Genomic DNA, 22468 nt, shown 5'->3' on the forward strand with positions numbered 1-22468 from the left:
GGGACCACATGGCTCCTACCCGGCCATCGCCGGCATGGCAGCCATGTACTCCTCCAGTGACTGGGCCTGCTCCTTCGAAAGGCGCAGACCATCCTTTGTTCTCCTCCACAGCACGTCTTCGGCGTGCCGGGCCCATTCATGTTCGACGAGATAGGTGACCTCTGCCTCGTAGAGATCGCCGCCGAAGAGCCGTCCGAGATCGTCGATGCCGCGGGCATCGCCAAGCAACAGCTCCGCCTTGGTGCCGTAGCGGCGCACCAGCCGGCGGGCATGCCGATCGGCGAGGAACGAATAACGCCGCTTCAGCTTGTCAACCTGTGCCTCGTAACCGCGGACCGGGAAGTCGCCGCCCGGCAGATGGCTTTTGGCCGTCCACGGGGCTCCTTTGGCCCCGATCGCGGCACCGATCTTCTCCAGCGCATGTTCGGAAAGCCGGCGATAGGTGGTGAGCTTGCCGCCGAAGACGTTGAGCAGCGGCGCGCCGGCACCTTCGCCTTCCAGCTTCAGCACATAGTCGCGCGTCGCCTCCTGCGCCTTCGAGGCACCATCATCATAAAGCGGCCTGACCGCAGAATAGGTCCAGACGATATCCTCCGGCCTGACCGGCTCCTTGAAATATTCCGACGCCGCATTGCAGAGATAGACCGTCTCCTCCTCCGAAATCCTGACATCCTTGGGATCGGCGGTGTAGTCGCGATCCGTGGTGCCGATCAGGGTGAAGTCGCCCTCGTAGGGGATGGCGAAGATGATGCGGTTGTCGGGGTTCTGAAAGAAATAGGCTCTCACATCGTCGAACTTCTTCTTCACGACGATATGGCTGCCCTGGACGAGGCGGACATGATGGGCTTCGTTCTGGCCAAAAGCGGAACGGATGACATGGTCGACCCAGGGACCGGCGGCATTGACCAGCATCCTGGCCTGATGGCTGTCATTACGGCCGGTGACGGTATCGGTGGTTTCGATATGCCACAGGCCATTCTCGCGCCTCGCCGACACCACTTTGGTGCGCGGCATGATGGCTGCCCCTTTGTCGGCGGCGTCGCGGGCGTTCAGTACCACCATGCGGGCATCGTCGACCCAGCCGTCGGAATATTCGAAGGCCTTGGCAAACAGCGCCTTCAGCGGCTTGCCCGCCGGATCGCTGCGCATGTCGAGAACGGATGTCGGCGGTAACAGCTTGCGGCCGCCGAGATGGTCGTAGAGGAACAGGCCGAGCCGGATCAGCCAGGCCGGACGGATGCCGCCCTTGTGGTAGGGCAATACGAAACGCAGCGGCCAGATGATGTGCGGCGCCATCGCCCAGAGGATCTCGCGCTCCATCAGCGATTCACGCACCAGGCGAAACTCGTAATGCTCGAGGTAACGCAGGCCGCCATGGATCAGCTTGGTGGCGCCCGACGAGGTACCCGAGGCAAAATCGTTCATCTCCGCCAGCGCCACCGAATAGCCCCGCCCAACAGCGTCGCGCGCGATGCCGCAGCCGTTGATGCCGCCCCCGATGACGAATATGTCGTGAATATTTCGGCCCAATTCCCCCTCCGAGCCCGCTGTCGATTTCGCATCGCACAAAATTTGCGCAATTGCGAAAGTGACATCAGTTAAAACGAAAGAGATCCGAATGTCAAACGAATGTTTCCGCAGATCGCCCTCTAACGGGATCGGCCATTCGTTTCGATCAGTTTCACATTGTTTTCGAGGCAGAGATTGCGGATCGACGACACCGGACAGTGGTCGGTGATGAAGGTATGAACCTGGGAAAGCTGGCCGATCCTGACCGGTGCGGTACGTTCGAACTTCGTCGAATCGGCAACGAGAATGACATGTCGGGCATTGGCGATGATTGCTTGAGCGACCTTCACTTCGCGAAAATCATAATCGAGAAGCGCGCCGTCTATGTCGATCGCCGAAGCGCCGATCACAGCGTAATCGACCTTGAACTGGCGGATGAAATCGACGGCCGCCTCGCCGACGATCCCGCCGTCCGAACCGCGCACGACGCCGCCGGCAATGACGACCTCGATTGCTGGAAAAAGACGTAACCTATTGGCAACATTGATATTATTGGTGATAACCATCAGCTCGTGATGGTTGGCGAGCGCCTCGCCCACTGCCTCTGTCGTCGTTCCGATATTGATGAAGAGCGAGGCACCGCTCGGGATGAGCTCGACGGCCGCAATGCCGATTGCCTGTTTCTCGGAAGCGGCGATCTGGCGGCGCGCCTCGTATTTGACGTTCTCCGTCCCGCTCGGAAATGTTGCGCCGCCATGGATGCGTGTCAGTACCTGCGCATCGCAGAGATCGTTCAGGTCCTTGCGGATTGTCTGCGGCGTCACCGAAAAGCGGGAGGCGAGCTCCTCGACCAGAACCCTGCCGCTTGATTTCGCAATCGCGACGATTTCAATTTGCCGGTCGGTCAAGAACATGGGGCGCCTTTCGATCTGCTTTCGTTTTAAAGAAAGCGAACGGCGGCGCAATGCCTAACTGTTGCCAGGCCGCCTTCACGGCCCGAATTTGACGCTACCGCTTCCGCATCACGTTGACGACCAGCACGCCGAGGATTGCCATGACGCCACCGATTGCGCCGAGCGCCGTCGGCGTTTCGCCCAGCCAGACGAACCCGATCAGCGTAGCGACCGGCGGAACGCCATAGAGGAAATTCGAGGCGCGGGCGGCCGTCAGCCGCTTCAGCGCGATCGCCCAGGTGAGGTATCCGATCGCGGTGGGGAAGATGACAAGATAGGCAACGCCCCAGTTCACCTCCGCCGGTGCTGCGGCCAGCGCCTGGATCGTCGCCGGAACGGCCGGAACCAGCGGCACGGAACCGATGAGCAGGATCCAGGCGGTGACGGCAAGCGCCGGCAGCCGCCCGAGCAGCGGCTTCTGCAGCACGCTGGCGATCGCCGAGCAAAGTGCTGCGCCCAGGATGAGGACGGCATTCGGATCGAGCTTGAAGCCGCCGTCGGAGGCGACCGCAATCAGCGCCACGCCGCCGAAGGAAACAGCGGTGCCCACCCAGCCCCAGCGGCCGAAGCGCTCGCCGAGCGCGAATGTGGCAATGAGGGCGGTGAAGACGGGCATGGTGTTGATGATGAAGCTCGCCGGTCCTGCCGCAACGGTCTGCTCGCCGGTGTTCAACAGAACTGCATAGGCCGCGATGAAGAGCACCGCGGCAACGGAGAGGCGGAAAAAATCGCGTTTTTCCGGCATCGGCCGATAGATGACGAGATAGACGAGGGCGATGACGCCAGCTGCCACATAACGCGCCGTCGCCAGTTCGATCGGCGTCAGTGGTCCGAGACAGATGCGGATCACCACGAAGGAGGAAGCCCAAGAGAGGATGGTGACGACGATCGCCGCAAAGGCCACCAGATCGAACCCGCCTTGCTGTTTCGTCAAAACCGGTACGCTTGCCGCCGTGCTCATTTTCGCCTCCATGTGTTCCTGCGACAGTGATTAGGCCTTCGATGCGTGCTTGAAAAGCATCGCAATCGATGATCAAATGTGCGTATGGTTCACAGCTCGCCAGTTCTTCCGCCGCTCGATACGCTCGAGACCTTCGCACGCGCCGCCCGACTCGGATCGTTTTCCGCAGCGGCCGAGGAAAGCGGCATCACCCACGGCGCGGTGTCGCGGCAGGTCTCCCGCCTGGAGCGCTGGATGGGTGTGCGCCTGTTTGCGCGCGAAGCCCGAGGCGTGCGCCTGACGCCGGAAGGTATGCGGTTTTTCGCGCGGGCGGAGGAAGCACTCGCGCTGCTCGGCAATAGCGGCGAACGCTGGCTGCCTCGCCGTAACAAGGCAGTGGTGCGTCTTTCGGTGACGCCCTCCGTCGCCTCTCTATGGCTGTTTCAGCGCCTGCCGAAGCTCGAAGGAAACGAGCTGCATGTCGAGCTGACGCTCGAACACCGGCTGGCGGATTTCGGCGAAGGTACGGATCTTGCCATTCGCTGCGGCAAGGGGCCGTGGGCCGGCGTGCGTGCCCTGCCGCTCTGGCAGGAGAAATCGTTTCCGATCGCCGCCCCGATGCTGGCGGACCGGCTCGGGCAGCGCTCCGATGCCCTGTCGTTGCTCGACCTGCCGATCCTGCACGATTCGAATATTGAAGGCTGGCGCCGCTGGCTCTCCCGCGAGGGGGTCGACTATACGCCGCGCGGCCACGACCGGCGGTTCGAGGACTACAATCTGGTGATCGATGCCTGTGCGCAGGGGCTCGGCATCGCGCTCGCGCGGCCGCCGCTGTCGGATGCCGCGTTGGCCACCGGCCGCGTCGTCACTGTCTCGGAGCGGACGCTCGATTATCATGTGGCCTTTCACCTGATCCGGCCGGACGATGCCCTTAGAAGCCCTGCCATCGAATTCGCCAGCCGCTTCCTGCGCGAGGCCGGCCATGACGAGGCGACGATCGCCGCGTTTACCGCACCCGGCCGAGCGAAAGCGTAGGCGGATCGGACGGCCCGCGCTAGATCGAGCCAGTTGATCTCAGAGCAGACAAACGACGGCATTGCCGATGCGCAGGCCAAGGGAAAGAACCGCGGCGCGAGCCACTCGATACCAAGAAAGTCGAGGCCGCTGTGAAGCTTTTTAGTGCTGGAACTTCGCCGTCGGAAACTGCGATGCAACTTGGCCTAGCCGCTCATCTCTCTATCGCGAATGCACCGGCTAGGTTTCACACGCTCCGAGCAATTGGATTTTCTTATGATACGCAACTCCTCGCAAAGCAATATTCTGAAACACACGGTACGATCCGATGCAGAAAAAGCGCGCATTTGTGCCGCTAACAATGCAGACCTGTATCAGGCGATGTTCCGTGCCCATGGACTGCCTGATCAGCGAACAAGTGCATTTTGGTCAAGCGATGCGATCGCACCCCCCTACTATTCCAACATGACGACACTCGACCCGGATGCAACAGAGGAACAGCTGATTGAAATCGGTCGGCTGACAGATCGGCTAGGACGGCGACCTGGTTTCAAAGACGGGTTTTCCAGGCTCGACCTCGTCAACAAAGGGTTCCAGTTGTTGTTTTCCGCATCATGGATTTGGGCTGAACCTCGCAGAATTTCAGCGCGTGCGCCTCAGGATTGGGCACGCATTCGCGATGCAGCGGCACTGGATCGCTGGGAACATTCCTGGAAAGAGTCTGGTAGCCAGACCGACGCCAACGTCTTCACACCGGCCCTGCTTTCCGATCCTAACATACATATCTATGGCCGATGGGCCGGCGACGGTTTTGATGCGGGCTGCATCGTAAATCGATCAACCGAGGCTGTAGGGATCTCCAATATCTTTAACCTGACTGGTACGCTGCAGGCCTTCGGGGATGCCATGTCGTTGGCCACTATCGCCTTTTCACCCGAAGTGCCGCTAGTCGGCTATGACAGTGGCGCAACGCTAAACGAAATGACAAAGCTGGGCTTCAGGTCAGTCGGCAAACTGAGGATTTGGCTACCTGACGACGGTTCCTAAGCGTCTTTCTCTATTTGTTATCCAATAGCGTAGTTTGATGGGAAACCAACGCTCACCCACTATGGTGCTCCGGCGGCGTGCCGTAGATATCCCAGATCTTCAGATAGTGTCCAACCAGGATCTCGTCCTCGCCGGGCGTTACCATTCGAATATCCATCATGTCGTGATCCGGCTTGGGCATGCGAGGGTGCGAAATCGCGCCTCAGACGAGATGACGTCCCCGGCCGCGTCGCGGTAGGGGACGTCACAAGGCCATATCAATTCGCTGGTGTGAGCGTCATCGAAGCGCTACCGGCCGCAACGTTGAGGCCGAGCTGACCGGTCAGGCTGACCGTCTGCAGATGGATCGAGCCGGAGGTGCCGCCAACCAGGAGATTGGCGCCGACACCGGCGCCGAGCGTCGCTTCGGCGGTGGCGCCGACATAGAGGCCGGCGAGCGATCCGCGGTGATAGCCGGCCGTCGGCGCGAATACGGCCCAGATCAGGCGGCTGCGCGTGGTGAAGCCAAGGTCAATGCCAAGCTTTCTCACTTCACCCGTATAACGATCCGAAAGTTCGTTGCCGACGGTCGACTGGAAGATGCAGTCGGCCTCTTTGGAGGAACCGAGCACGTAACCCGTGCCGCCACCGATATCGCAGGTGAGGTAACCGATCTTCACGCCATTGCGCAGGTCCGGCTCTTCATATGTCCTGGTGCCGAGATCGGCGGCATTGACCGCCCCAGCGCCGACAAACGTCAACGATACCGCGGCAAAAGCCGTCGCAAGAATTTTGTTCATAAGTCTCTCCTTCTCAAATCGTGACGGGAGCATACCCGGCTACTCGCCACCAGATTCGGCAACAGATAACGGACGGAACCGCAAAACGATCCCGAACCGGCATCATTTACGCATCGCATGTCAAAGCGCCTGGGAGGGCGCAAGCGATAAACACGCTTACGGTTCAGCTCCCATTGGGACATTTCGAAGGCATCTTTTCGCGTCATCCGGTTATTTCACGATGTTGTCAGGGATGGTTGCTGGAAAGGCACGATCCTGATCGCCGTCAGCTCTCGACGAGCGGTATCATGCACATCGCAGGCGCCCCTATTTGGATAGGCATCGATGATCGCGCAGGTTGCCATGCCGTATAGATAGCTGTACTGTATCGAAGATACTCTCCGTGCAGCAGTGCAACTGGAGAGAAAACGGCATGATTGCTTGGCATTGCCGCAGAATTTCCGCTTGTTTTCCGGAATTCTGCTTCTGTTCGAACAGAAACTAAGTCTGAATTTGAGAAATATAATCAGGCGATATTTTCGCGGGGGCCGGACAATCGTACGCCCGCCGATCTCTATTGGAGATAACGGGTAATTTATCGGGAGGGAAAGATGCGCATACGCAGGACAAACATCATACTGGCGGGATGCCTTGCCGTCTCCGCCTGCCAGTCCGGCCCGACGTCGCAGGCCGTCTCGGATCGTAATTCCGAATTCGGCTGCATCGCGGGAACCGTCGGCGGCGCGATTGTCGGTGGCTTGATCGGCAGCACGATCGGCGCTGGAACCGGGCAGGTGCTTGCTGTCGGCGCCGGCATCGGCGGCGGCGGTTACGTCGGCAACCGTCTGGCTTGCCGCTAATTGGGGAGGGATATCAAGCGATGAAGACCTTGGCTTTGGTGACCACATTCATACTGTGCCAATGCGTTGGGGCAGTGGCGCAACAACAGCAACAGCCCGGATCAATGTATCAGGGACAGATGGATCGGCTTGACGCAAATACCAGCAAGACCGTCGACCGATCGGAATACGAGACCTTCATGGGCACGGCTTTCGGAAGTCTCGACAAGAACAAGGACGGCAGCCTGCTGTCCGACGAGACGGTGCAGATCCTGACGGTCGAGCAATTCACTCTGACCGACGCGAACCACAACGGCCGCATCAGCCGAAGCGAATTCATGCAGCGGGTGATGACGGATTTTGCGACAGCCGACCACGACGGGGACGGAAACCTTCAGTGATGGAGACGTCAAACCGACTGTAGCAATAAAGAAAAACCCGGCAATGTGTTTCGCCGGGTTTTATACTTTAATCTGTCTGAGTTATACTTTTCGCATCAGTCGCATGACGAGCGATACGACGAACAGCACCAGGAAAATGAAGAACAGAACCTGGGCAATGGAAGCTGAAGCCCCTGCGATGCCGCCAAATCCGAGGACGCCGGCAATCAAGGCCACGACGAGAAACACCAGAGCGTAGTAAAGCATCGCAATCTCCTTTTACGTTGCTGCGGAGATAACGGAGGCCGCCCCATTTGGTTCCCGTCCGTGTCACGGTCGGCGCATCGGTTTGTTCAGCCGAAATGAAAGGCGTCGCTGTACGTCCGGTCGCCTTCATTCGGCTCGGGAGGTTCAGCCGCATCGAGATAGGCCTTGAGCGGCCCGGTCAGCACGAACCAGATGCTTGCTCCCAACATGAAATAGGCTCCCACCGGATCGTCGATGCGGGCGATGAACGGAAGGCAGGCGGATGCGAACAACACGATGATCCGCACCGACCACTCCGCCTCACGTTTGGCGATGGCCCGCGCTCTCAGCGACTTGTATTCCCGGGCGCCGTAACCGCCTCCCCCCGTCTTTATCGCCGAAAGCAGCTTTCGCGCTGACGGCAGCGCCAGCATGATCAGCGCGGCAACACTGAGCGCAAAAGGTTTGCCGGCCATAACCTGCCCGCTCGCGATCAGCAGAAAGGAGAGCACGACGAGATTCCATGTCGGCTCCAGCAGCTCCGGAGGTTGCCGCGTGCGGAGATGCCAACGCCGCAGCAAGCCCGCCGCGCCGTGCAGTAGCGGCTGATCGATATAGCGATTGATCCAGTCCATGCCGATGCGCCCGTCCCCGATTGCATGAAGAGGGCTCCGAACACCACGGAATTTGGTCATCATCGTGGCAATAGCCGCTGAATCCGTTCTTCGCGTGGACGAAGCGGCTTGCCGAGACGCATCGATGAGGCCGAAGAGGCGAGCCCTCTCGCCTCACGACCCCCTAAATTTGAAGGCAGCGGCAAAGCGCGCAACAGCTGTCTAGCGCAATTCCTGCGCGACCTCCCAGACATGGCCCGACGGATCGGCAAAGGCCGCGGTGCGGCGACCCCATGGACGATCGATCGGACCATTGAGCAGCGCGACCCCGAGTTTGTGCAGCTCCGCGCAAACCGAATCCACGTCATCGACCTTGATCGTCAGCAGGACGCGTGCGCCCGAACCGGGGGCTGACACGGCGGATGGTTCGACCAGCTGAGGCGCCTGCGCCGTATTGAGCAGGTTGATCATCGTTCCCGAGAATTTCAGGACAGAGGATGCCGCGTCTTCATAAACGACGTCGAGCGCAAAGACCTTTTGGTAGAACGCTTTGGTCTCGTCGATATCATCGACGAACAGGGTGACGACCTCGATCCGATCCAACAGCATGGGCATTTCTCCTCCGTTGCTTCGAGCGGCCAACCGATATCGCTGGCCGGCTCTCCGCTTGTCGATTCGACGCTGACGGCTTCGACATGCTGCGCAAAAAACCGTCAGCTTCGCAGGCCGGGCGCCTCCTGGCCGGTGCGCGCCACATATTCGGTGTAGCCGCCGCCATATTGGTGGACACCCTCGGGCGTCAGTTCCAGCACCCGGTTGGAGAGTGCTGCGAGGAAATGCCGATCGTGCGAAACGAACAGCATCGTGCCCTCATATTGCGACAGTGCCTTGATCAGCATTTCCTTGGTGTCGAGGTCGAGATGGTTCGTCGGCTCGTCGAGCACGAGCAGGTTCGGCGGGTCGAACAGCATGATCGCCATGACCAGACGCGCCTTTTCGCCGCCTGACAGTACCCGGCACCGCTTCTCGACATCGTCGCCGGAGAAGCCGAAGCAGCCGGCCAGTGCGCGCAAGGGCCCCTGCCCCGCCTGGGGAAACTGGTCTTCCAGCATCTGGAAGACGGTGCGCTCGCCGTCCAGTATGTCCATGGCGTGCTGGGCGAAATAGCCCATCTTGACGCTGGCGCCCAGCGCAACGCTGCCCTGATCAGGCGCGGTGGAGCCGGTCACCAGCTTCAGCAGCGTCGACTTGCCAGCGCCGTTGATGCCCATGATGCACCAGCGTTCCCGGCGGCGCACGACAAAATCCAAACCCTCATAGATGCTGCGGCTGCCGTATTTCTTGTGGACGTTCTTCAGGTTGACCACGTCCTCGCCGGAGCGGGGGGCCGGCTGGAACTCGAAGGAAACGATCTGGCGGCGCTTGGGCGGCTCTACCCGGTCGATCTTCTCCAGCTTCTTCACCCGGCTCTGCACCTGCGAGGCATGCGAGGCGCGTGCCTTGAAACGCTCGATGAATTTGATCTCCTTGGCGAGCATTGCCTGCTGGCGTTCGAACTGGGCCTGCTGCTGCTTCTCGTTCTGCGCCCGCTGCTGCTCGTAGAATTCATAGTCGCCGGAATAGGTCGTCAACGTGCCCGCGTCGATCTCGATGATCTTGGTGACGATGCGGTTCATGAACTCGCGGTCGTGCGAGGTCATCAGCAGCGCGCCTTCATAACCTTTCAGGAATTCCTCCAGCCAGATCAGGCTTTCGAGATCCAGATGGTTGCTCGGCTCGTCGAGCAGCATGACATCGGGGCGCATCAGCAGAATGCGGGCAAGCGCCACGCGCATCTTCCAGCCGCCCGACAGCGCGCCGACATCGCCATCCATCATCTCCTGGCTAAAGCTCAGACCCGCGAGCACTTCGCGGGCGCGGCCCTCGAGCGCATAGCCGTCCAGTTCCTCGTAACGCGCCTGCACCTCGCCGTAACGCTCGATGATCTCTTCCATGTTATCGGCCTGCTCAGGATCGGCCATGGCCGCCTCCAGATCGCGCAATTCACCGGCAACGATGCTGACTGGACCGGCGCCGTTCATCACCTCGGCGACGGCGCTGTGGCCGGCCATCTCGCCGACATCCTGGTTGAAATAGCCGATGGTGACGCCCCTCTCGACGGAGACCTGCCCCTCGTCGGGCTGTTCCTCGCCGTTGATCATCCGGAAGACGGTTGTCTTGCCGGCGCCGTTCGGACCAACGAGGCCGATCTTCTCGCCACGATTGAGCGCTGCGGACGCCTCGATGAAGAGGATGCGGTGGCTGAGCTGCTTGCTGATATTTTCGATACGGATCATGGTTTGCGCGGGAGCCTGGAGAAGGAGATTTTGGCGCGCTTATGCCATGCGAGGAAACCGCAGGATAGTCCTGTTTCCCACCCTCTCGATCAAGAATGTGATGCCGAAAAGCGTGAGCGGTTTTCGGACGGCATCATGCTCACCTTCTTTAATTTGGAACCGGATCGGATATTATCGCGGCTCACGCCAACGGAGACCTGTGCCAATGAGCGTTCGTCCGCCGCAGTCCTTCAGACCATCCGAGCAGAATAAAAACGGCTTCAACGTCCTCGAATACGAGCTGATGTCGGAACGCGCGGATTCGCTTGGACGTCACGGGCTGAAGGTGGAGGCAGCACTTGCCGCCCTGAAGGCCTGGGCTCCCGATCGCCAGAGTGCTGAGGAACGCGAGAGGCTTCTCAATGAAGCATCGGACGCCGTCTGGGCCTTTTTCATCCAGCGCGAGATATGCGGGTTGCGGAACAACCGCGACGCTATTCAGCGCTACTGCATTCCGAATGAAGTGATCGCGAGATTGGGCGCGGTGCGGAAATAACGCGCCGCGACGGCGCTGCCATTGTCATCGTGGCTGCCGTCCTGCCTTTCTCTATTGGGTGGAAATCCCCAGTGCGGAAAGGTATGGGTTGGTGCCGCACCAACGCGAAAGGGAAGCGCAATGCCAAGCTCCATCCGGATCGGAAATCAGGATCTCACCGTTGATGTCTCTTCCCTCGGCGCCGAGATGCAGGCGCTGACATCAAGCGACGGACGCTCGTGGTTGTGGACCGGCGACGCGGCCTTCTGGAACGGCCGGTCGCCAATCCTGTTTCCGATCGTCGGCAAGGCGCCGGATGATAAGATCGCGATCGACGGCACGGTCTATCCGATGGCCCAGCATGGTTTTGCCCGCCGCAGCGAATTCGTGCTTGCGGCCTCGACCGCGACGATGTGCCGTTACGAACTATCCGCCTCGGATGCGACCCGAGCGGTCTATCCCTTCGAGTTTCAGCTGGCTGTGGTGCATGCTGTCGAGGGCCGGGCGTTGACTGTCACGGCGGAGGTCACCAATCGCGACCAGAAGCCGATGCCATTCGGTCTCGGCTTCCATTCGGCCTTCGCCTGGCCATTGCCTGGTGCTTCCGGGCGCGACCATATCGTCGCCCTCGACAATGAAGGCGAGCCGGCGCTCGTGCGGCTGGAAGGCGGCCTCATCAATCCTGCGGCTTTGCCCTCGCCGTTCGATGCCGGCCGGCTGGTGCTCGATCATGGAATGTTCGAGCAGGATGCGATGATTTTCCCTGATGGTGCTGGCGAAGGGCTGACTTATGGCGCCTATGGCGGGCCGGCCATGCATTTCCATTTCGAAAACCTGCCCAACCTTGCGCTGTGGACCAAGCCGGGGGCGCCCTTTCTCTGCGTCGAGCCCTGGCATGGAACGGCTGCGGAAGCGGGAGGTTCGAGCGAGCTGTCGGCGAGGCCATCGACCACGATTCTGGCGCCGGGCGCGGTGGCGAGCTTCGCCTTCACGGTCGAAATTCCGGAATAGGGACAGACAGAAACGCTCGCCGGGAAGCCGGGCGAGCGCCAGGGGTCTTCAATGAGCGCCGGCGCCACCACCGGCCCGCGGTTTTTGGGTGAGCAGCAGGGCGACGGCTGCAATGGCAAGAACTACGCCGATGACGGCGAAGGTATCGGCAAAACCCAGGATGAGGGCCTGGCGTTTGACGACCTGGCCAAGCGCCACGACGGCCTTCTGGGCTGCGACGGCATGGTCGGAGACACCATGCTGCATGAAGTAGCCGGTCAATTGGTCGAGACGGGTGCGGACTTCGTCACGGCCGAGCGTCACCGACTGGCCGATGATATTAGAGTGGAACTGCTCGCGTTTGGTCAGCACCGTGCCGAGCGTCGCCGTGCCGACGGCGCCGCCGAGATTGCGCAGCATGTTGGTCAGGCCCGAGGCGGCGGCCGCATCGGAAGGTGCAATGCCTGCGGTGGTGATGGCGGTGATCGGCGTCAGCACCAGCGCCTGGCCGATGGCGCGGACGATATTCGGGATCCAGAACTGGTCGCCTGCGGTATCGGCTGAAAGCGTGATGTTCATGAAGCAGCTGATCGCGAAGATCGAGATGCCGAGGAAGCCGATGTAACGCGCATCGAAGCGCTTCATCATCATCGGCACGAGCGGGATCAAAAGCAGCTGCGGTAGGCCGGTCCATGCCAGGACGTTGCCGATCTGCTCGGCATTATAGCGCTGCACCTGGCCGAGATATTGCGGCAGGATGTAGACGGTGCCGAAAAGGGCGACGCCGACCAGCACGTTGACGGCAACGCCGATGCCGAAATTGCGCTGCTTCAGCAGGCGCAGCTTGACCAACGGCTTCTCAACCGTCAGCTCGATCCAGATGAAGGCGACGAGGAAGACGAAGGCGACGATGCTGAGCTTGACGATGAAGGGCGAGGAGAACCAGTCTTCCTTGTTGCCTTCTTCGAGCACCGTCTGCAGCGCCGAGAGACCGATCGCCATGGTGAAGATACCAGCCCAGTCGCCCTCCCTGAGCAGGCGAAGCTGCATCGGCTGCTTGTCGAGCGTCAGGGCAAGGGCGACCGCCATGATGGCGCTCGGGATGGCGTTGATGAAGAAGATCGTCTGCCAGCCGTAGTTTTCGGTGAGGTAACCGCCGATTGTCGGGCCGATCGCTGGTGCGAAGGTGACCGAGAGCGCAAAGATTGCCAGGCCCAGCGGCTGCTGCGATTTCGGCAGCTTGGTCAGCACCATGGTGAAGGCCATGGGAATCAGCACGCCGCCGGCAAAACCCTGCAGGCCGCGCAGCACGATCATCGTGCCGAGATCATGGGCGAAGGCACAGGCGATCGAAAACAGCGGAAAGAGGACGGAATTGACGAGGATAAAGCGCCGGAACGAGAAGACGTTGCTGAAATAGGCCGTCAGCGGAATGACGACGATCTCGCCGATCAGGTAGGAGGTGGAGATCCAGGCGCCGTTGTCGACGCCCGTTCCGATGCCGCCCTCGATGTCGAGCAGCGAGGCATTGGTGATCTGGATGTTGAGGATCGCCATGAAGGCGCCGATCATGCCGGCGAGAACGGCGATCCATTCCCTGGTGCTGGCGCCGGATTTCGGCTGCGATATGGGAGCGGCTGTTGCTGCGATGGTGGACATGACACGAACTCCTCGTCCCCCGGCCTAGCTGCGGTCGTTCTTAGTATCGATGCTCGGCTGGACGGACATACCGGGGCGCAGGTCGCCGTTGGCGGCAGCGTCGCCGTCGAGCACGATCCTGACCGGAATGCGCTGGACGACCTTGGTGAAGTTGCCGGTAGCGTTATCGGGCGGCAGTAGGGCAAATTCCTGGCCGCTTGCCGGAGCGAGGCTGTCGACATGGCCGTGATAGGTGCGGCCGGGGAACATATCGACCTCGATATCGACTGGCTGGCCGGCCTTGACGTCGGTGAGCTGGGTTTCCTTGTAGTTGGCGATGACATAGGCAGCCGTCGTCGGCACGACCGACATCAGCTGGGTGCCGGCCTGGACATATTGGCCGACGCGCAGCGTCCGGTTGCCCACGGTGCCGTCGACGGGCGCGGTGATCGTCGCATAGGAAAGGTTGAGCTCGGCCTGGTGCTGGACGGCCTCGCTGCGGGCAAGGGCTGCCTTTGCCTGGGCCAGTTCGGCGTTCAGCAGATCGACCTGCTTGACGGCGGCATCGAGCGAGGCGGTGTCACGGACGATCGAGGCCTGGGCGGCAGCGATCTGCGAGGCGGCCTGCTGCGCCGTCTGGACCGGGGCATAACCGCTGGTGGCGAGGTTCGAATAACGCTTGTTGTTCTGCTCGGCAAAGGTCTCGTTGGCGCGGTCGACGTCGACGGTCGCGCGGGCCGCAGCGATGGTCGACTGCTGGATATCGAGCGAAGCCTGCTTGGCGTTGACGGTGGCCTCTGCTGCGGCGACATCGGCCTTGGCCTGATCGAGGGCCGCCTTGAAGTCGCGGTCGTCGATGCGGGCGAGCGGCTGGCCGGCCTTGACGGTCTCGTTGTCCATGACGAGCACCTCGGCGAGATAGCCTGAAACCTTGGGGGCGATGGTGCTGCTATCGGCCTTCACATAGGCGTCGTCGGTCGAGATATGGAAGCGGCCGACCGTCCAGTAATCATGGCCGTAATAGGCGCCGGCGGCGATCAGCACGAGTGCGGTCGCGCCGAGAAGCAGGGAGCGGCCACCGCGCTTGCGGGCGGGCTTTTCCTCGGCAGCGGGGGCGGCAGCTTCGGCGACGCGCGGCGGCTTGCCGGCGTCCAGGCTTGCGGGAGCGGCTTCGGCAACGGTCTCAACGGCAGTATTGTTGTTCAAGGCATGCAGCGTCTTGATGGTCATTGTCTTTCTCCTGATGACGGTCGCCGTCACTTGGGCTGCGGCCTCTGAATTCGAATGAAATGCACTTTAGGAAACTTGATATTTTCCAAAATATGCATTAGAAGATAGATGTCAATAAGAATTTGGAAAATCACCATGGTCCAAAATCACGAAATCGAGAAGAAGCCGCGAGGACGACCGCAAGTTCGCTGCGACGAGGATACGAGAAGCGTGATCATCGAGGCGGCGAACAGGCAGTTCCACGAGAACGGCTATGCCGCAGCAAGCATCGCTGCGATCGCGCAGGTGGCCGGTGTTTCGACCAAGACGCTCTACCGGCTGTTTCCGACGAAAGGAGATCTCTTTTCAGAGATGATCACGGAGCGCACGGGGCGCTTTTTGATCGCGCTCGACCCCGGCACACTCGCCGTGGCCGATCTCAGGCAGGGGTTTGAGCGCATACTGACGGCCTATGGCATGCTGACGCTCTCGGTGGATACGATCACCGTGACCCGGCTCGTCATCAGCGAGTCTGATCGGTTCCCCGAGATCGCCAACGCCTTCTATGAAAAGGCGATCGTCAGAACCAATACACTGATGGAGAACTGGCTCCACAGGCAGATCGATCGTGGACTGATTGCGCTAGATGATCCGCATGCGGCCTGCGGCATGCTGCGCGGGATGATGATCATGGAGCCGCAGCGTGCCGCGATGCTGCGCCAGGAGCTGCCGCCGAAGATCGATGCGATCGCCGCGCGCGCGAAGATGTGCACCGATCTGTTCCTTAAAGGTTGCGCGCTCTGAAGCATCGCTTGGGCTTCAGAGCACGATGATTTCCGCCGAAGGGCGAGCGCCGCGAACCGCGGAGACGCTCAGTTCGGCGGCGCGCCCAGCGCATGCAGGATGCCGCGCAGTTCGGCGAGGCCGCGCATGCGGCCGATGGCCGGGTAGCCTGGTGTGACGACCTTGTCGAGGTCGTCGAGCATGCGATGGCCATGGTCCGATCGGAACACGATGGTGTCTTCGGGACTGCGGCGGCGGTCTTCCGCGACCAGTTCGCTGAGAACGGCGACCATATCGACGTCGCCTTCCAGATGCGCGCTTTCATGGAATGTCCGGCCGTCACCCTCGCGCGTCGTGGCACGCAGATGGGCGAAGTGGATGCGCGAGGCGAAGCGCCGGGCGATCGCCGGCAGGTCGTTCTCGGCGCGCACGCCGAGGCTGCCCGTGCAGTAACACATGCCGTTCGCAGCCGATGGTACCGCATCGAACAGAGCGGCATAGTCGTCTGCCGTCGAGGCGATGCGCGGCAGGCCGAACAGCGAACGCGGCGGATCGTCGGGATGCAGCGTCAGCTTGACGCCGCGCGCTTCTGCCGCCGGCGTCACCGCTTCGAGGAATTCGACAAGGTGCCGGCGCAGCCTTGCGGCATCGATGCCGCTATAGGCGACCAGCTTATCCCGGAAGGCCGGAATGGTCAGGGGTTCGGTCGTCGAACCCGGCAGAGCCGAGGTGATGATACGGGTAATGTCGGCGACCTCGTCGTCGGTCATCGCCTCGAAAACGATACGCGCCCGTTCGCGGTCTTCCGCGGAATAGTGCTGCGCCGCATCTGGCCGTTCCAGAATGAAGAGATCGAAGGCTGCGAAGCGCTCGTGATCGAAACGCATGGCGGTGGCGCCCGTCGGTGTCACGAAATCGAGTTCGGTGCGGGTCCAGTCCACCACCGGCATGAAATTATAGCAGACGATCGGAATGCCACAGGCGGCGACCGCTTCGAGGCTGGCGATCCAGGCTTCGATTTCGGCCTTCGCCTCCCCGCCCTTGCGCTTGACGGCGTCGGGGATCGGGATGCTCTCGACAACCGACCAGACGAGCGGCGAACGGTCGCCGGGCGTCGTTTCGATCAGAGCTTGACGTTCGCGCACCTCCTTCTCCGTCCAGGCCCTGCCGATCGGCACCTGATGCAGCGAAGAGACGATATTCGTCGCGCCCGTTTGACGGACATCATCCAGCGTCACCGGCGCTTCCGGTCCGAACCATCTCCAACCCTGTCGCATCCTTCTTCCTTCCCTCTCGCTTTTCGTTTCGTGTTGGCCTGCCGTCAGCAGAAATAATCGGGGTAACGCGCGCGCAATTCGTCGACATCGGGAATGACGGCACTCAGATGATGGATCATGGCGCTGCGTGCAGCCGCCGCATCGTGAGCGGCGAGCGCATCGCGGATGATCATGTGTTCCTGCACGACATTATCCGTGCGCCCAAGCACCGGCAAAGTCAGGCGCCGTGCCCGGTCGATCTGCACCTTGACCGTTTTCAGGATTGCCCAGATGCCGGGATAACCCGATGTCTGCGTGATCGCCTCATGGAAGGCCTCGTCCTCCTCATGAAAGCTCGAGGCATTGCCGGTCGCGGCATAGGCCTGCTGGCGGGCAATGATGGCGTCGAGACGGGCGATATCGGCGGCCGTCGCGGTCAGAGCCGCAGCCTCGACGGTCGCGCCTTCGAGCGCCTTGCGCACAATGACCGCCTCGGGGATCGCCGAGACCGGCACCCGCGACACGACGGTGCCCGACTGCGGGTAGATATCGACCAGTCCGCCTTCGCAAAGCCGGAGCAGCGCCTCTCGCACCGGCGTGCGGCTGACGCCGAAATCATCGGCGATCCGCTTTTCCTGCAGCAGCATGCCTGGCGGCATCCGCAGCGACACGATGTCGGCATAGAGGCGATCGTAGATGGCGCCAGCCGTGGTGATACGGCGCAGCCTGCCCCCGGCCTCCCGCGACGTCGGGACGACCAAAACTTCGGCTTCTGATGCTTGCTGCATGGATATACCGGGACGCTGAAACTCAATGGCATACTAGTATATCAGTTTTATCGACATGCCAAGACATGCCACTCAAGGTTCGGCGCTTCGCGAATTGAGCAAGTCGACCCGCGGGCCGCAGGCTCGAGGCAAAAACATGGAACGACAATTACAGTGCGAAAGCGCGGGTGAACGGCATAAACCTCGCGGGAAATGGAAAGCCGATCTCTGCGCCGAGGCACTCTTTGTTTGGAACTTAGATCGGCCGAGTTGGTTGAGATCCGCAAGGAGACCCTCATGAAAAAGCCAGCACCACGCAAGATAAACGAAAACACGACTAACGGCGGCCGGCCGAAAACTCCACCCGCCGCGGACCCAGGCGGACGGAAGATGGCTCGGCGAGCCGCAAACGAAATCGACAGGCTGAGCGGCGGGTCGCCGGCAGCCAGCCGCGAGGAGGAGATCCGAAGAAAGGCATATTCCCTGTGGGAGAAAGAAGGGAGGCCGGAAGGCAAGCACGGGCATCACTGGACCCTGGCCGAACATGAACTCGATGCGCAGCAGGACGAAGCCGACAATCCTCCAAACCTTGCAGCATTGCGAGAGGCCTCGCGCGAACATACGGATGCATTTCTCGTCAAGACAGATCTCGAGGACGCCGATCAACGCGAAGCCTCCCCCGGCACACGCGAGCAGGATTGAACTTTCCACCTCGCGCCAATTTCAGACCGCGCGCCAATTTCAGAAAGGTCCCCGACATGGTCGACAAACAGAACTTGAACGCCGGATTCACCGGCACACCCGCTGAGCAGCCGGAGGGATTGACCAAGGTCGCGAAGTCGGCAGCCAAAGAGATGAAACGTGAGGCTTATGCCGTCGCCTTCGGTGCCAGACAGCACCCGCATACCGCAAGCGCATTGCTGCTCACCACCGGCATTGTCGCATTCGGGCTTGGCTATCTCCTTGGTCGATCATCGGCGGAAGGTTCGACACGCCCGTATTGGCGATAGCGGCAGCCGCGTCACTTCAACGAGGCGCATGCATCGGCTCTTCGCCGATCCCGATGATGCCGCCTTCTTCTCTCGGTACGCTCGTCGGCTGCTGGCTATCAAACCTTCACATCACGCCCGCACCTCAGACGTGTTTTCTGTTGAATCCGGCCTTACCGTCGTACCTATTTGCCCCCCATCATCGAACAGACCCAGGTCTGGCCAGACGCCTGTTGCCGGAATACCACGTCGAATAAAGCCATAGATTGCACCGTGATCACAGCTTGACAGCTGTGATCACGATCCTTAGCGAGGCAGCATCGACACGGTCAGGACCGGCAACGTGAATTATTTCAGACAACTCAAGATGGCAGTGCTTTATCCGGGGGGTGAGGCCGGAAGCGCACTCGACCGAAACAACCGCATTGCCGTCTTTCTCTTTGCAATCCTTCCAGGGCTTTCGCCGAACTTTAACTCCTTCATCCTTCTCGCGTCGATGGTGTGGGGCGTCTACTGTCTGGCGACGGGCCGCCTCGTCTTGAACCTATCGAAATCCGACCGGCTGGTCGCCATTGGCATGTCGATCTACCCGCTGGTGATGATCGCCAGCATCTTCATCAATCCGCCTTACTCCGAAGTACCGGACTGGATATTCCGGCTCCTGCCTTTCTTTTCCATCTGGCTGATATTGCCGCGGATGCGCCAATCTCCCGATGGCCGTCTCGTGCCGCTCTTTATCCTCGGCGCAGGCATAGGCATGATCGTCACCTTTCTTTTCAGTCTCCTGCAGATCATGTTTCTGATGGAGAGAGCAGAGGCTGGGACTTCGAACGCTGCACTTCTGGGCGTGATAGGTATTCTGTTCGGCGGCATTGCGCTTCTCAACATTCAATCTCCCAGAAGCGTGGAGCAAAGAATTGCGATATTGGGATATGCCGCCGGCCTAGGCTGCGTGCTGCTTTCGGGAACGCGCTCGGCCTGGCTGGTCATTCCCGTCCATATCGTCATCTTTCTCTGGTATTTTCGCAAACACAGCTTCCATCTGAGTTTGCGCAGCCTGGCTATTACCAGTTCCTTGCTGTTGGCGGGACTTATCACCCTGGGCAGCGGCCAGATCCTCCATCGCATCCAGGCGCTTCAGGAAAATCTGACATCGCTCGAACGCACCGACGGCGAGATCACGTCGCTGAGTGCCCGGTTCGCCTTGTACAAAGGCGCACTATCGGCAATCAGTAAGGACCCGTTGACGGGTTATGGCCCGCAAAACCGGATGGCTTCGGTTTTGGCAGAGCTGCCCGATAATATAAGGCCGCAGCTGCCTTACTCGCATGTCCATAACGGCTTTCTGACCGCGGGAATCGACGCCGGCGTTTTCGGCATTGCAGCGCTTTCGCTGATGCTGCTGACGCCCGTGATGGGCGCGTGGAGAAAAGAAGCGGGGCCGGGCCGGGATTTAGCGATTGCGCTCGCTCTTCTGCTTGTCAGCAGCTACGTCATAACAGGCAGCTTTGGCATCATGTTCAATCAGAAAGCTTTGGATCCGATCTTCGCCTACATGGTCGCCCTTATTTGTGCGGATCGCGGCAGCACTGGCTTTGCGCCGGTCGTTCGGAGCTGACGTCTGGCACCTTTGAGCCTGCAGCCCTTACAGCGTGCTTTGAATTGTCTGGGGCAGCCTAAGTGGCTCGGCGCCGGTGAAAGCCAGATCCGAGACCTCACCCGTTGAGGAATAGCCGGAAACAAGCTCCGCCAATGTCGCACGTGCAGCGATCATATCGTTCCGGTCCAACACCGCGTTGAGCGCGTTGAGCCTTCGCGACAGCTCCGGCCAGGACAGGAAATCCTCGCGCGCCTTCATAATCCGAGGATGTTCGGTTGTTTCTGGATTATCCCCGATCAACAGCTCTTCAAAGAGTTTCTCGCCGGGCCGAAGACCGGTAACGGACAGCTCGATATCGCCTTCGGGATTGTCTTCGTCGCGGACGGCCAGCCCGGAAAGCTCCACCATCTTGCGGGCGAGATCGGCGATGCGAACCGGCTCTCCCATGTCGAGCAGGAAGACATCTCCGCCCTCCGCCATCGCGCCGGCCTGAATGACGAGTTGAGAAGCCTCCGAAATGGTCATGAAATAGCGGGTTATATCAGGATGTGTCAGCGTCACCGGGCCGCCGTCCTTGATCTGCTGCCGGAAAAGCGGCACGACGGATCCGGAGGAGCCGAGGACGTTTCCGAAACGGACCATGGAGAAATTCGTTCGCATTCTGTCGGTCGCCGATTCCGCCGCAAGCGCCTGCAGAACCATCTCCGCCAGCCTCTTGCTGGCGCCCATCACATTTGTCGGACGCACGGCTTTGTCTGTGCTGATCAGCACGAAATTCGAGACGCCGCATTTATTCGCCGCGCGTGCCGCAACCAGCGTACCCATCACATTGTTCTTGATGCCTTCCACGGCATTGTGTTCGACAAGGGGAACATGCTTGTAAGCGGCGGCATGATAGAGCGTCTGAGGTCGCCAGCTCTGCATGATATGTTCCATGCGATCCTGATCCCGGACGGAACAGAGGATCGGGACGATCTGCAGATTTTCATGTCTGTACAGTTCGGCCAGCTTCCGCAATTCGGCGTCAATATTATAAAGCGCAAACTCGTTCTGATCGAGAAGGATCAGGCTGGAAGGCTCGTTGCGCAGAATCTGGCGGCATAACTCGCCGCCGATCGAGCCACCAGCACCCGTGACCATCACCACCTTGTTGCGCATCGCCTTGTCGAGCAACTCCTGCCGTGGCGCCACCGCTTCTCTCCCCAGCAGATCTTCGATCTCCAGCTCACGGATGTCGGAGACGGCGATGCGGCCCTGAGCCAGGGCGGTGAGATCCGGCAACGTGCGAACATTGACCCTGGCTTTACGGATGTGCTCCAGGATTTCATTGCGACGCTGCCGCGATGCGGAGGGAAGAGCAAGAAGCACATTGTGCACGCCGAGAGATTCGGCAAGCACCGGCAGATCCGAGGGGTCGTAGATCGGCAAACCACCCATGACGCCGCCTTTGAGACGCGGATCATCATCCAGATAGCCGACGACATTGAGTTCGGCACTGTTGATCAAGGCACCGGCCAGTTGCCGCCCGGCCGTCCCTGCCCCATAGATCAGCACCTTGGCGAGCATATTCTTGTGAAGGATGCGCTGGTAAGCATCCCCGAGCCAGTAGCGGATACTCAACCTCGACAGCCCGATCGCAATCAACAGCAGGAAGGGCTGGAGGATACCGACGGTTCTCGGAACACCGGGGACGCTGAGGGCAGTAAATATCGTCATGAAGGCGAAGCCGTAGATCGCAATCGCCTTCAGAACAGTAATGAAAGCAGCCATATTGGCATAACGGAAGATCGCCCGATACATGCCCATGACGATGAAGATGGGAAGTGCCATACACAGCGAAACGAAGACCGGCAGCCACTGCACGCCGGTCAGCACCGTCCATTCGTTCAGGCGGAAGCAATAGGCCAGCCAGATCGTCAGAACGCAAAAGCTGGAATCCACCAGCAAAGCCAGAGCACGTTTGGCAAACCGCGGCATCGCCAGCAGAGGGGCGACGAGCGCTTGCATCGGCATTAAGAACCATCCTGAGCGCGATGTCTCAGTGGGGGTATTTTCAGGCATTGCTTACCAGCGTTTCGCAGATCGA

General features: G+C 60.5%; 23 protein-coding genes and 1 pseudogene. 10 read left to right on the top strand and 14 right to left on the bottom strand.

The window, feature by feature from the left end:
* Nucleotides 1-15: 15 nt before the first annotated feature.
* The 3 genes from glpD to CUJ84_RS36305 all read right to left on the bottom strand — a co-directional run bounded on the left by glpD (nucleotide 16) and on the right by CUJ84_RS36305 (nucleotide 3435).
* Nucleotides 16-1530, bottom strand: a complete 1515-nt coding sequence (gene glpD, locus CUJ84_RS36295; RefSeq protein ID WP_105010250.1) for a glycerol-3-phosphate dehydrogenase — start codon at nucleotides 1528-1530, stop codon at nucleotides 16-18.
* A gap of 119 nt (nucleotides 1531-1649) precedes the next feature.
* Nucleotides 1650-2423: a DeoR/GlpR family DNA-binding transcription regulator gene (locus tag CUJ84_RS36300; protein WP_105010251.1), complete on the bottom strand. Its 774-nt coding sequence runs from the start codon at nucleotides 2421-2423 to the stop codon at nucleotides 1650-1652.
* Nucleotides 2424-2517: 94 nt separating this feature from the next.
* Entirely contained in the window at nucleotides 2518-3435 is a 918-nt protein-coding gene (locus tag CUJ84_RS36305; RefSeq protein ID WP_105010252.1) for a DMT family transporter, read from the bottom strand.
* A 72-nt stretch (nucleotides 3436-3507) separates the two neighbouring features.
* On the opposite strand from CUJ84_RS36305, the gene CUJ84_RS36310 reads away from it, so the two are divergent.
* Together CUJ84_RS36310 and CUJ84_RS36315 are read left to right on the top strand one after the other, a co-directional pair.
* Nucleotides 3508-4437, top strand: a complete 930-nt coding sequence (locus CUJ84_RS36310; protein ID WP_105010253.1) for a LysR family transcriptional regulator — start codon at nucleotides 3508-3510, stop codon at nucleotides 4435-4437.
* 255 nt (nucleotides 4438-4692) lie between these two features.
* The gene (locus CUJ84_RS36315; RefSeq protein WP_105010295.1) at nucleotides 4693-5463 is read left to right on the top strand and encodes a hypothetical protein; all 771 of its coding nucleotides are present in this window, start codon (nucleotides 4693-4695) and stop codon (nucleotides 5461-5463) included.
* A 61-nt stretch (nucleotides 5464-5524) separates the two neighbouring features.
* On the opposite strand, the pseudogene CUJ84_RS36320 reads toward CUJ84_RS36315, so the two are convergent.
* Nucleotides 5525-5644: pseudogene (locus tag CUJ84_RS36320) on the bottom strand (GNAT family N-acetyltransferase); the annotation flags it as partial.
* 76 nt (nucleotides 5645-5720) lie between these two features.
* Entirely contained in the window at nucleotides 5721-6242 is a 522-nt protein-coding gene (locus CUJ84_RS36325; protein ID WP_105010254.1) for a DUF992 domain-containing protein, read from the bottom strand.
* Nucleotides 6243-6832: 590 nt separating this feature from the next.
* Here CUJ84_RS36325 and CUJ84_RS36330 point away from each other — a divergent pair.
* Nucleotides 6833-7081, top strand: a complete 249-nt coding sequence (locus CUJ84_RS36330; RefSeq protein WP_003552191.1) for a membrane protein — start codon at nucleotides 6833-6835, stop codon at nucleotides 7079-7081.
* A 20-nt stretch (nucleotides 7082-7101) separates the two neighbouring features.
* The gene (locus CUJ84_RS36335; RefSeq protein WP_105010255.1) at nucleotides 7102-7461 is read left to right on the top strand and encodes an EF-hand domain-containing protein; all 360 of its coding nucleotides are present in this window, start codon (nucleotides 7102-7104) and stop codon (nucleotides 7459-7461) included.
* An 81-nt stretch (nucleotides 7462-7542) separates the two neighbouring features.
* Here CUJ84_RS36335 and CUJ84_RS36340 read toward each other — a convergent pair whose 3' ends face one another.
* The 4 genes from CUJ84_RS36340 to CUJ84_RS36355 all read right to left on the bottom strand — a co-directional run bounded on the left by CUJ84_RS36340 (nucleotide 7543) and on the right by CUJ84_RS36355 (nucleotide 10636).
* Entirely contained in the window at nucleotides 7543-7707 is a 165-nt protein-coding gene (locus CUJ84_RS36340) for a DUF1328 domain-containing protein (protein WP_003549551.1), read from the bottom strand.
* An 86-nt stretch (nucleotides 7708-7793) separates the two neighbouring features.
* Nucleotides 7794-8384: a hypothetical protein gene (locus CUJ84_RS36345; RefSeq protein WP_105010256.1), complete on the bottom strand. Its 591-nt coding sequence runs from the start codon at nucleotides 8382-8384 to the stop codon at nucleotides 7794-7796.
* A 138-nt stretch (nucleotides 8385-8522) separates the two neighbouring features.
* On the bottom strand, nucleotides 8523-8915 hold the full coding sequence (locus CUJ84_RS36350) for a VOC family protein (protein WP_105010257.1): 393 nt from the start codon (nucleotides 8913-8915) through the stop codon (nucleotides 8523-8525).
* A 98-nt stretch (nucleotides 8916-9013) separates the two neighbouring features.
* Nucleotides 9014-10636: an ABC-F family ATP-binding cassette domain-containing protein gene (locus tag CUJ84_RS36355; protein ID WP_105010258.1), complete on the bottom strand. Its 1623-nt coding sequence runs from the start codon at nucleotides 10634-10636 to the stop codon at nucleotides 9014-9016.
* 205 nt (nucleotides 10637-10841) lie between these two features.
* Between CUJ84_RS36355 and CUJ84_RS36360 the strand changes: the two genes are divergently transcribed.
* Nucleotides 10842-11171: a DUF6665 family protein gene (locus CUJ84_RS36360; protein ID WP_105010259.1), complete on the top strand. Its 330-nt coding sequence runs from the start codon at nucleotides 10842-10844 to the stop codon at nucleotides 11169-11171.
* A 120-nt stretch (nucleotides 11172-11291) separates the two neighbouring features.
* Nucleotides 11292-12161, top strand: coding sequence for an aldose 1-epimerase family protein (locus CUJ84_RS36365; protein ID WP_105010260.1), 870 nt, complete (start codon nucleotides 11292-11294; stop codon nucleotides 12159-12161).
* Between the two features lie 48 nt (nucleotides 12162-12209).
* Here the strand turns inward: CUJ84_RS36365 and CUJ84_RS36370 are convergent, their stop codons facing one another.
* Nucleotides 12210-13799: a DHA2 family efflux MFS transporter permease subunit gene (locus CUJ84_RS36370; RefSeq protein ID WP_105010261.1), complete on the bottom strand. Its 1590-nt coding sequence runs from the start codon at nucleotides 13797-13799 to the stop codon at nucleotides 12210-12212.
* A gap of 24 nt (nucleotides 13800-13823) precedes the next feature.
* Entirely contained in the window at nucleotides 13824-15008 is a 1185-nt protein-coding gene (locus tag CUJ84_RS36375; protein WP_105010262.1) for an HlyD family secretion protein, read from the bottom strand.
* 135 nt (nucleotides 15009-15143) lie between these two features.
* On the opposite strand from CUJ84_RS36375, the gene CUJ84_RS36380 reads away from it, so the two are divergent.
* Entirely contained in the window at nucleotides 15144-15791 is a 648-nt protein-coding gene (locus CUJ84_RS36380; RefSeq protein WP_105010263.1) for a TetR/AcrR family transcriptional regulator, read from the top strand.
* A 68-nt stretch (nucleotides 15792-15859) separates the two neighbouring features.
* On the opposite strand, the gene uxuA is transcribed toward CUJ84_RS36380, so the two are convergent.
* Nucleotides 15860-17047 carry a mannonate dehydratase gene (gene uxuA, locus CUJ84_RS36385; RefSeq protein ID WP_105010264.1) on the bottom strand — a complete coding sequence of 396 codons (1188 nt, stop codon included), beginning with the start codon at nucleotides 17045-17047 and terminating at the stop codon, nucleotides 15860-15862.
* 44 nt (nucleotides 17048-17091) lie between these two features.
* Nucleotides 17092-17814 (bottom strand): GntR family transcriptional regulator, encoded by a 723-nt coding sequence (locus tag CUJ84_RS36390; protein ID WP_105010265.1) that lies wholly within the window; start codon nucleotides 17812-17814, stop codon nucleotides 17092-17094.
* A gap of 276 nt (nucleotides 17815-18090) precedes the next feature.
* Here CUJ84_RS36390 and CUJ84_RS36395 point away from each other — a divergent pair, with 276 nt between their 5' ends.
* The 3 genes from CUJ84_RS36395 to CUJ84_RS36405 all read left to right on the top strand — a co-directional run bounded on the left by CUJ84_RS36395 (nucleotide 18091) and on the right by CUJ84_RS36405 (nucleotide 20400).
* Entirely contained in the window at nucleotides 18091-18495 is a 405-nt protein-coding gene (locus tag CUJ84_RS36395) for a DUF2934 domain-containing protein (protein ID WP_105010266.1), read from the top strand.
* Nucleotides 18496-18551: 56 nt separating this feature from the next.
* Nucleotides 18552-18803, top strand: a complete 252-nt coding sequence (locus CUJ84_RS36400; protein ID WP_105010267.1) for a hypothetical protein — start codon at nucleotides 18552-18554, stop codon at nucleotides 18801-18803.
* A gap of 322 nt (nucleotides 18804-19125) precedes the next feature.
* Complete coding sequence (locus CUJ84_RS36405) at nucleotides 19126-20400, top strand: O-antigen ligase family protein (protein WP_105010268.1); 1275 nt, start codon at nucleotides 19126-19128, stop codon at nucleotides 20398-20400.
* A 27-nt stretch (nucleotides 20401-20427) separates the two neighbouring features.
* Here CUJ84_RS36405 and CUJ84_RS36410 read toward each other — a convergent pair whose 3' ends face one another.
* Nucleotides 20428-22443 carry a polysaccharide biosynthesis protein gene (locus CUJ84_RS36410; protein WP_105010269.1) on the bottom strand — a complete coding sequence of 672 codons (2016 nt, stop codon included), beginning with the start codon at nucleotides 22441-22443 and terminating at the stop codon, nucleotides 20428-20430.
* Nucleotides 22444-22468 lie beyond the last annotated feature (25 nt).

It is taken from the genome of Rhizobium leguminosarum, assembly GCF_002953715.1.
GTDB lineage: Bacteria > Pseudomonadota > Alphaproteobacteria > Rhizobiales > Rhizobiaceae > Rhizobium > Rhizobium leguminosarum_V.

Excerpts from the sequence above, each read along its gene's own strand:
- CUJ84_RS36300 (WP_105010251.1), bottom strand. The coding sequence starts at position 2,423 with ATGTTCTTGACCGACCGGCAAATTGAAATCGTCGCGATTGCGAAATCA.
- CUJ84_RS36305 (WP_105010252.1), bottom strand. The coding sequence starts at position 3,435 with ATGGAGGCGAAAATGAGCACGGCGGCAAGCGTACCGGTTTTGACGAAA.
- CUJ84_RS36310 (WP_105010253.1), top strand. The coding sequence starts at position 3,508 with ATGGTTCACAGCTCGCCAGTTCTTCCGCCGCTCGATACGCTCGAGACC.
- CUJ84_RS36315 (WP_105010295.1), top strand. The coding sequence starts at position 4,693 with ATGATACGCAACTCCTCGCAAAGCAATATTCTGAAACACACGGTACGA.
- CUJ84_RS36325 (WP_105010254.1), bottom strand. The coding sequence starts at position 6,242 with ATGAACAAAATTCTTGCGACGGCTTTTGCCGCGGTATCGTTGACGTTT.
- CUJ84_RS36330 (WP_003552191.1), top strand. The coding sequence starts at position 6,833 with ATGCGCATACGCAGGACAAACATCATACTGGCGGGATGCCTTGCCGTC.
- CUJ84_RS36335 (WP_105010255.1), top strand. The coding sequence starts at position 7,102 with ATGAAGACCTTGGCTTTGGTGACCACATTCATACTGTGCCAATGCGTT.
- CUJ84_RS36340 (WP_003549551.1), bottom strand. The coding sequence starts at position 7,707 with ATGCTTTACTACGCTCTGGTGTTTCTCGTCGTGGCCTTGATTGCCGGC.
- CUJ84_RS36345 (WP_105010256.1), bottom strand. The coding sequence starts at position 8,384 with ATGATGACCAAATTCCGTGGTGTTCGGAGCCCTCTTCATGCAATCGGG.
- CUJ84_RS36350 (WP_105010257.1), bottom strand. The coding sequence starts at position 8,915 with ATGCCCATGCTGTTGGATCGGATCGAGGTCGTCACCCTGTTCGTCGAT.
- CUJ84_RS36355 (WP_105010258.1), bottom strand. The coding sequence starts at position 10,636 with ATGATCCGTATCGAAAATATCAGCAAGCAGCTCAGCCACCGCATCCTC.
- CUJ84_RS36360 (WP_105010259.1), top strand. The coding sequence starts at position 10,842 with ATGAGCGTTCGTCCGCCGCAGTCCTTCAGACCATCCGAGCAGAATAAA.
- CUJ84_RS36365 (WP_105010260.1), top strand. The coding sequence starts at position 11,292 with ATGCCAAGCTCCATCCGGATCGGAAATCAGGATCTCACCGTTGATGTC.
- CUJ84_RS36370 (WP_105010261.1), bottom strand. The coding sequence starts at position 13,799 with ATGTCCACCATCGCAGCAACAGCCGCTCCCATATCGCAGCCGAAATCC.
- CUJ84_RS36375 (WP_105010262.1), bottom strand. The coding sequence starts at position 15,008 with ATGACCATCAAGACGCTGCATGCCTTGAACAACAATACTGCCGTTGAG.
- CUJ84_RS36380 (WP_105010263.1), top strand. The coding sequence starts at position 15,144 with ATGGTCCAAAATCACGAAATCGAGAAGAAGCCGCGAGGACGACCGCAA.
- uxuA (WP_105010264.1), bottom strand. The coding sequence starts at position 17,047 with ATGCGACAGGGTTGGAGATGGTTCGGACCGGAAGCGCCGGTGACGCTG.
- CUJ84_RS36390 (WP_105010265.1), bottom strand. The coding sequence starts at position 17,814 with ATGCAGCAAGCATCAGAAGCCGAAGTTTTGGTCGTCCCGACGTCGCGG.
- CUJ84_RS36395 (WP_105010266.1), top strand. The coding sequence starts at position 18,091 with ATGAAAAAGCCAGCACCACGCAAGATAAACGAAAACACGACTAACGGC.
- CUJ84_RS36400 (WP_105010267.1), top strand. The coding sequence starts at position 18,552 with ATGGTCGACAAACAGAACTTGAACGCCGGATTCACCGGCACACCCGCT.
- CUJ84_RS36410 (WP_105010269.1), bottom strand. The coding sequence starts at position 22,443 with ATGCCTGAAAATACCCCCACTGAGACATCGCGCTCAGGATGGTTCTTA.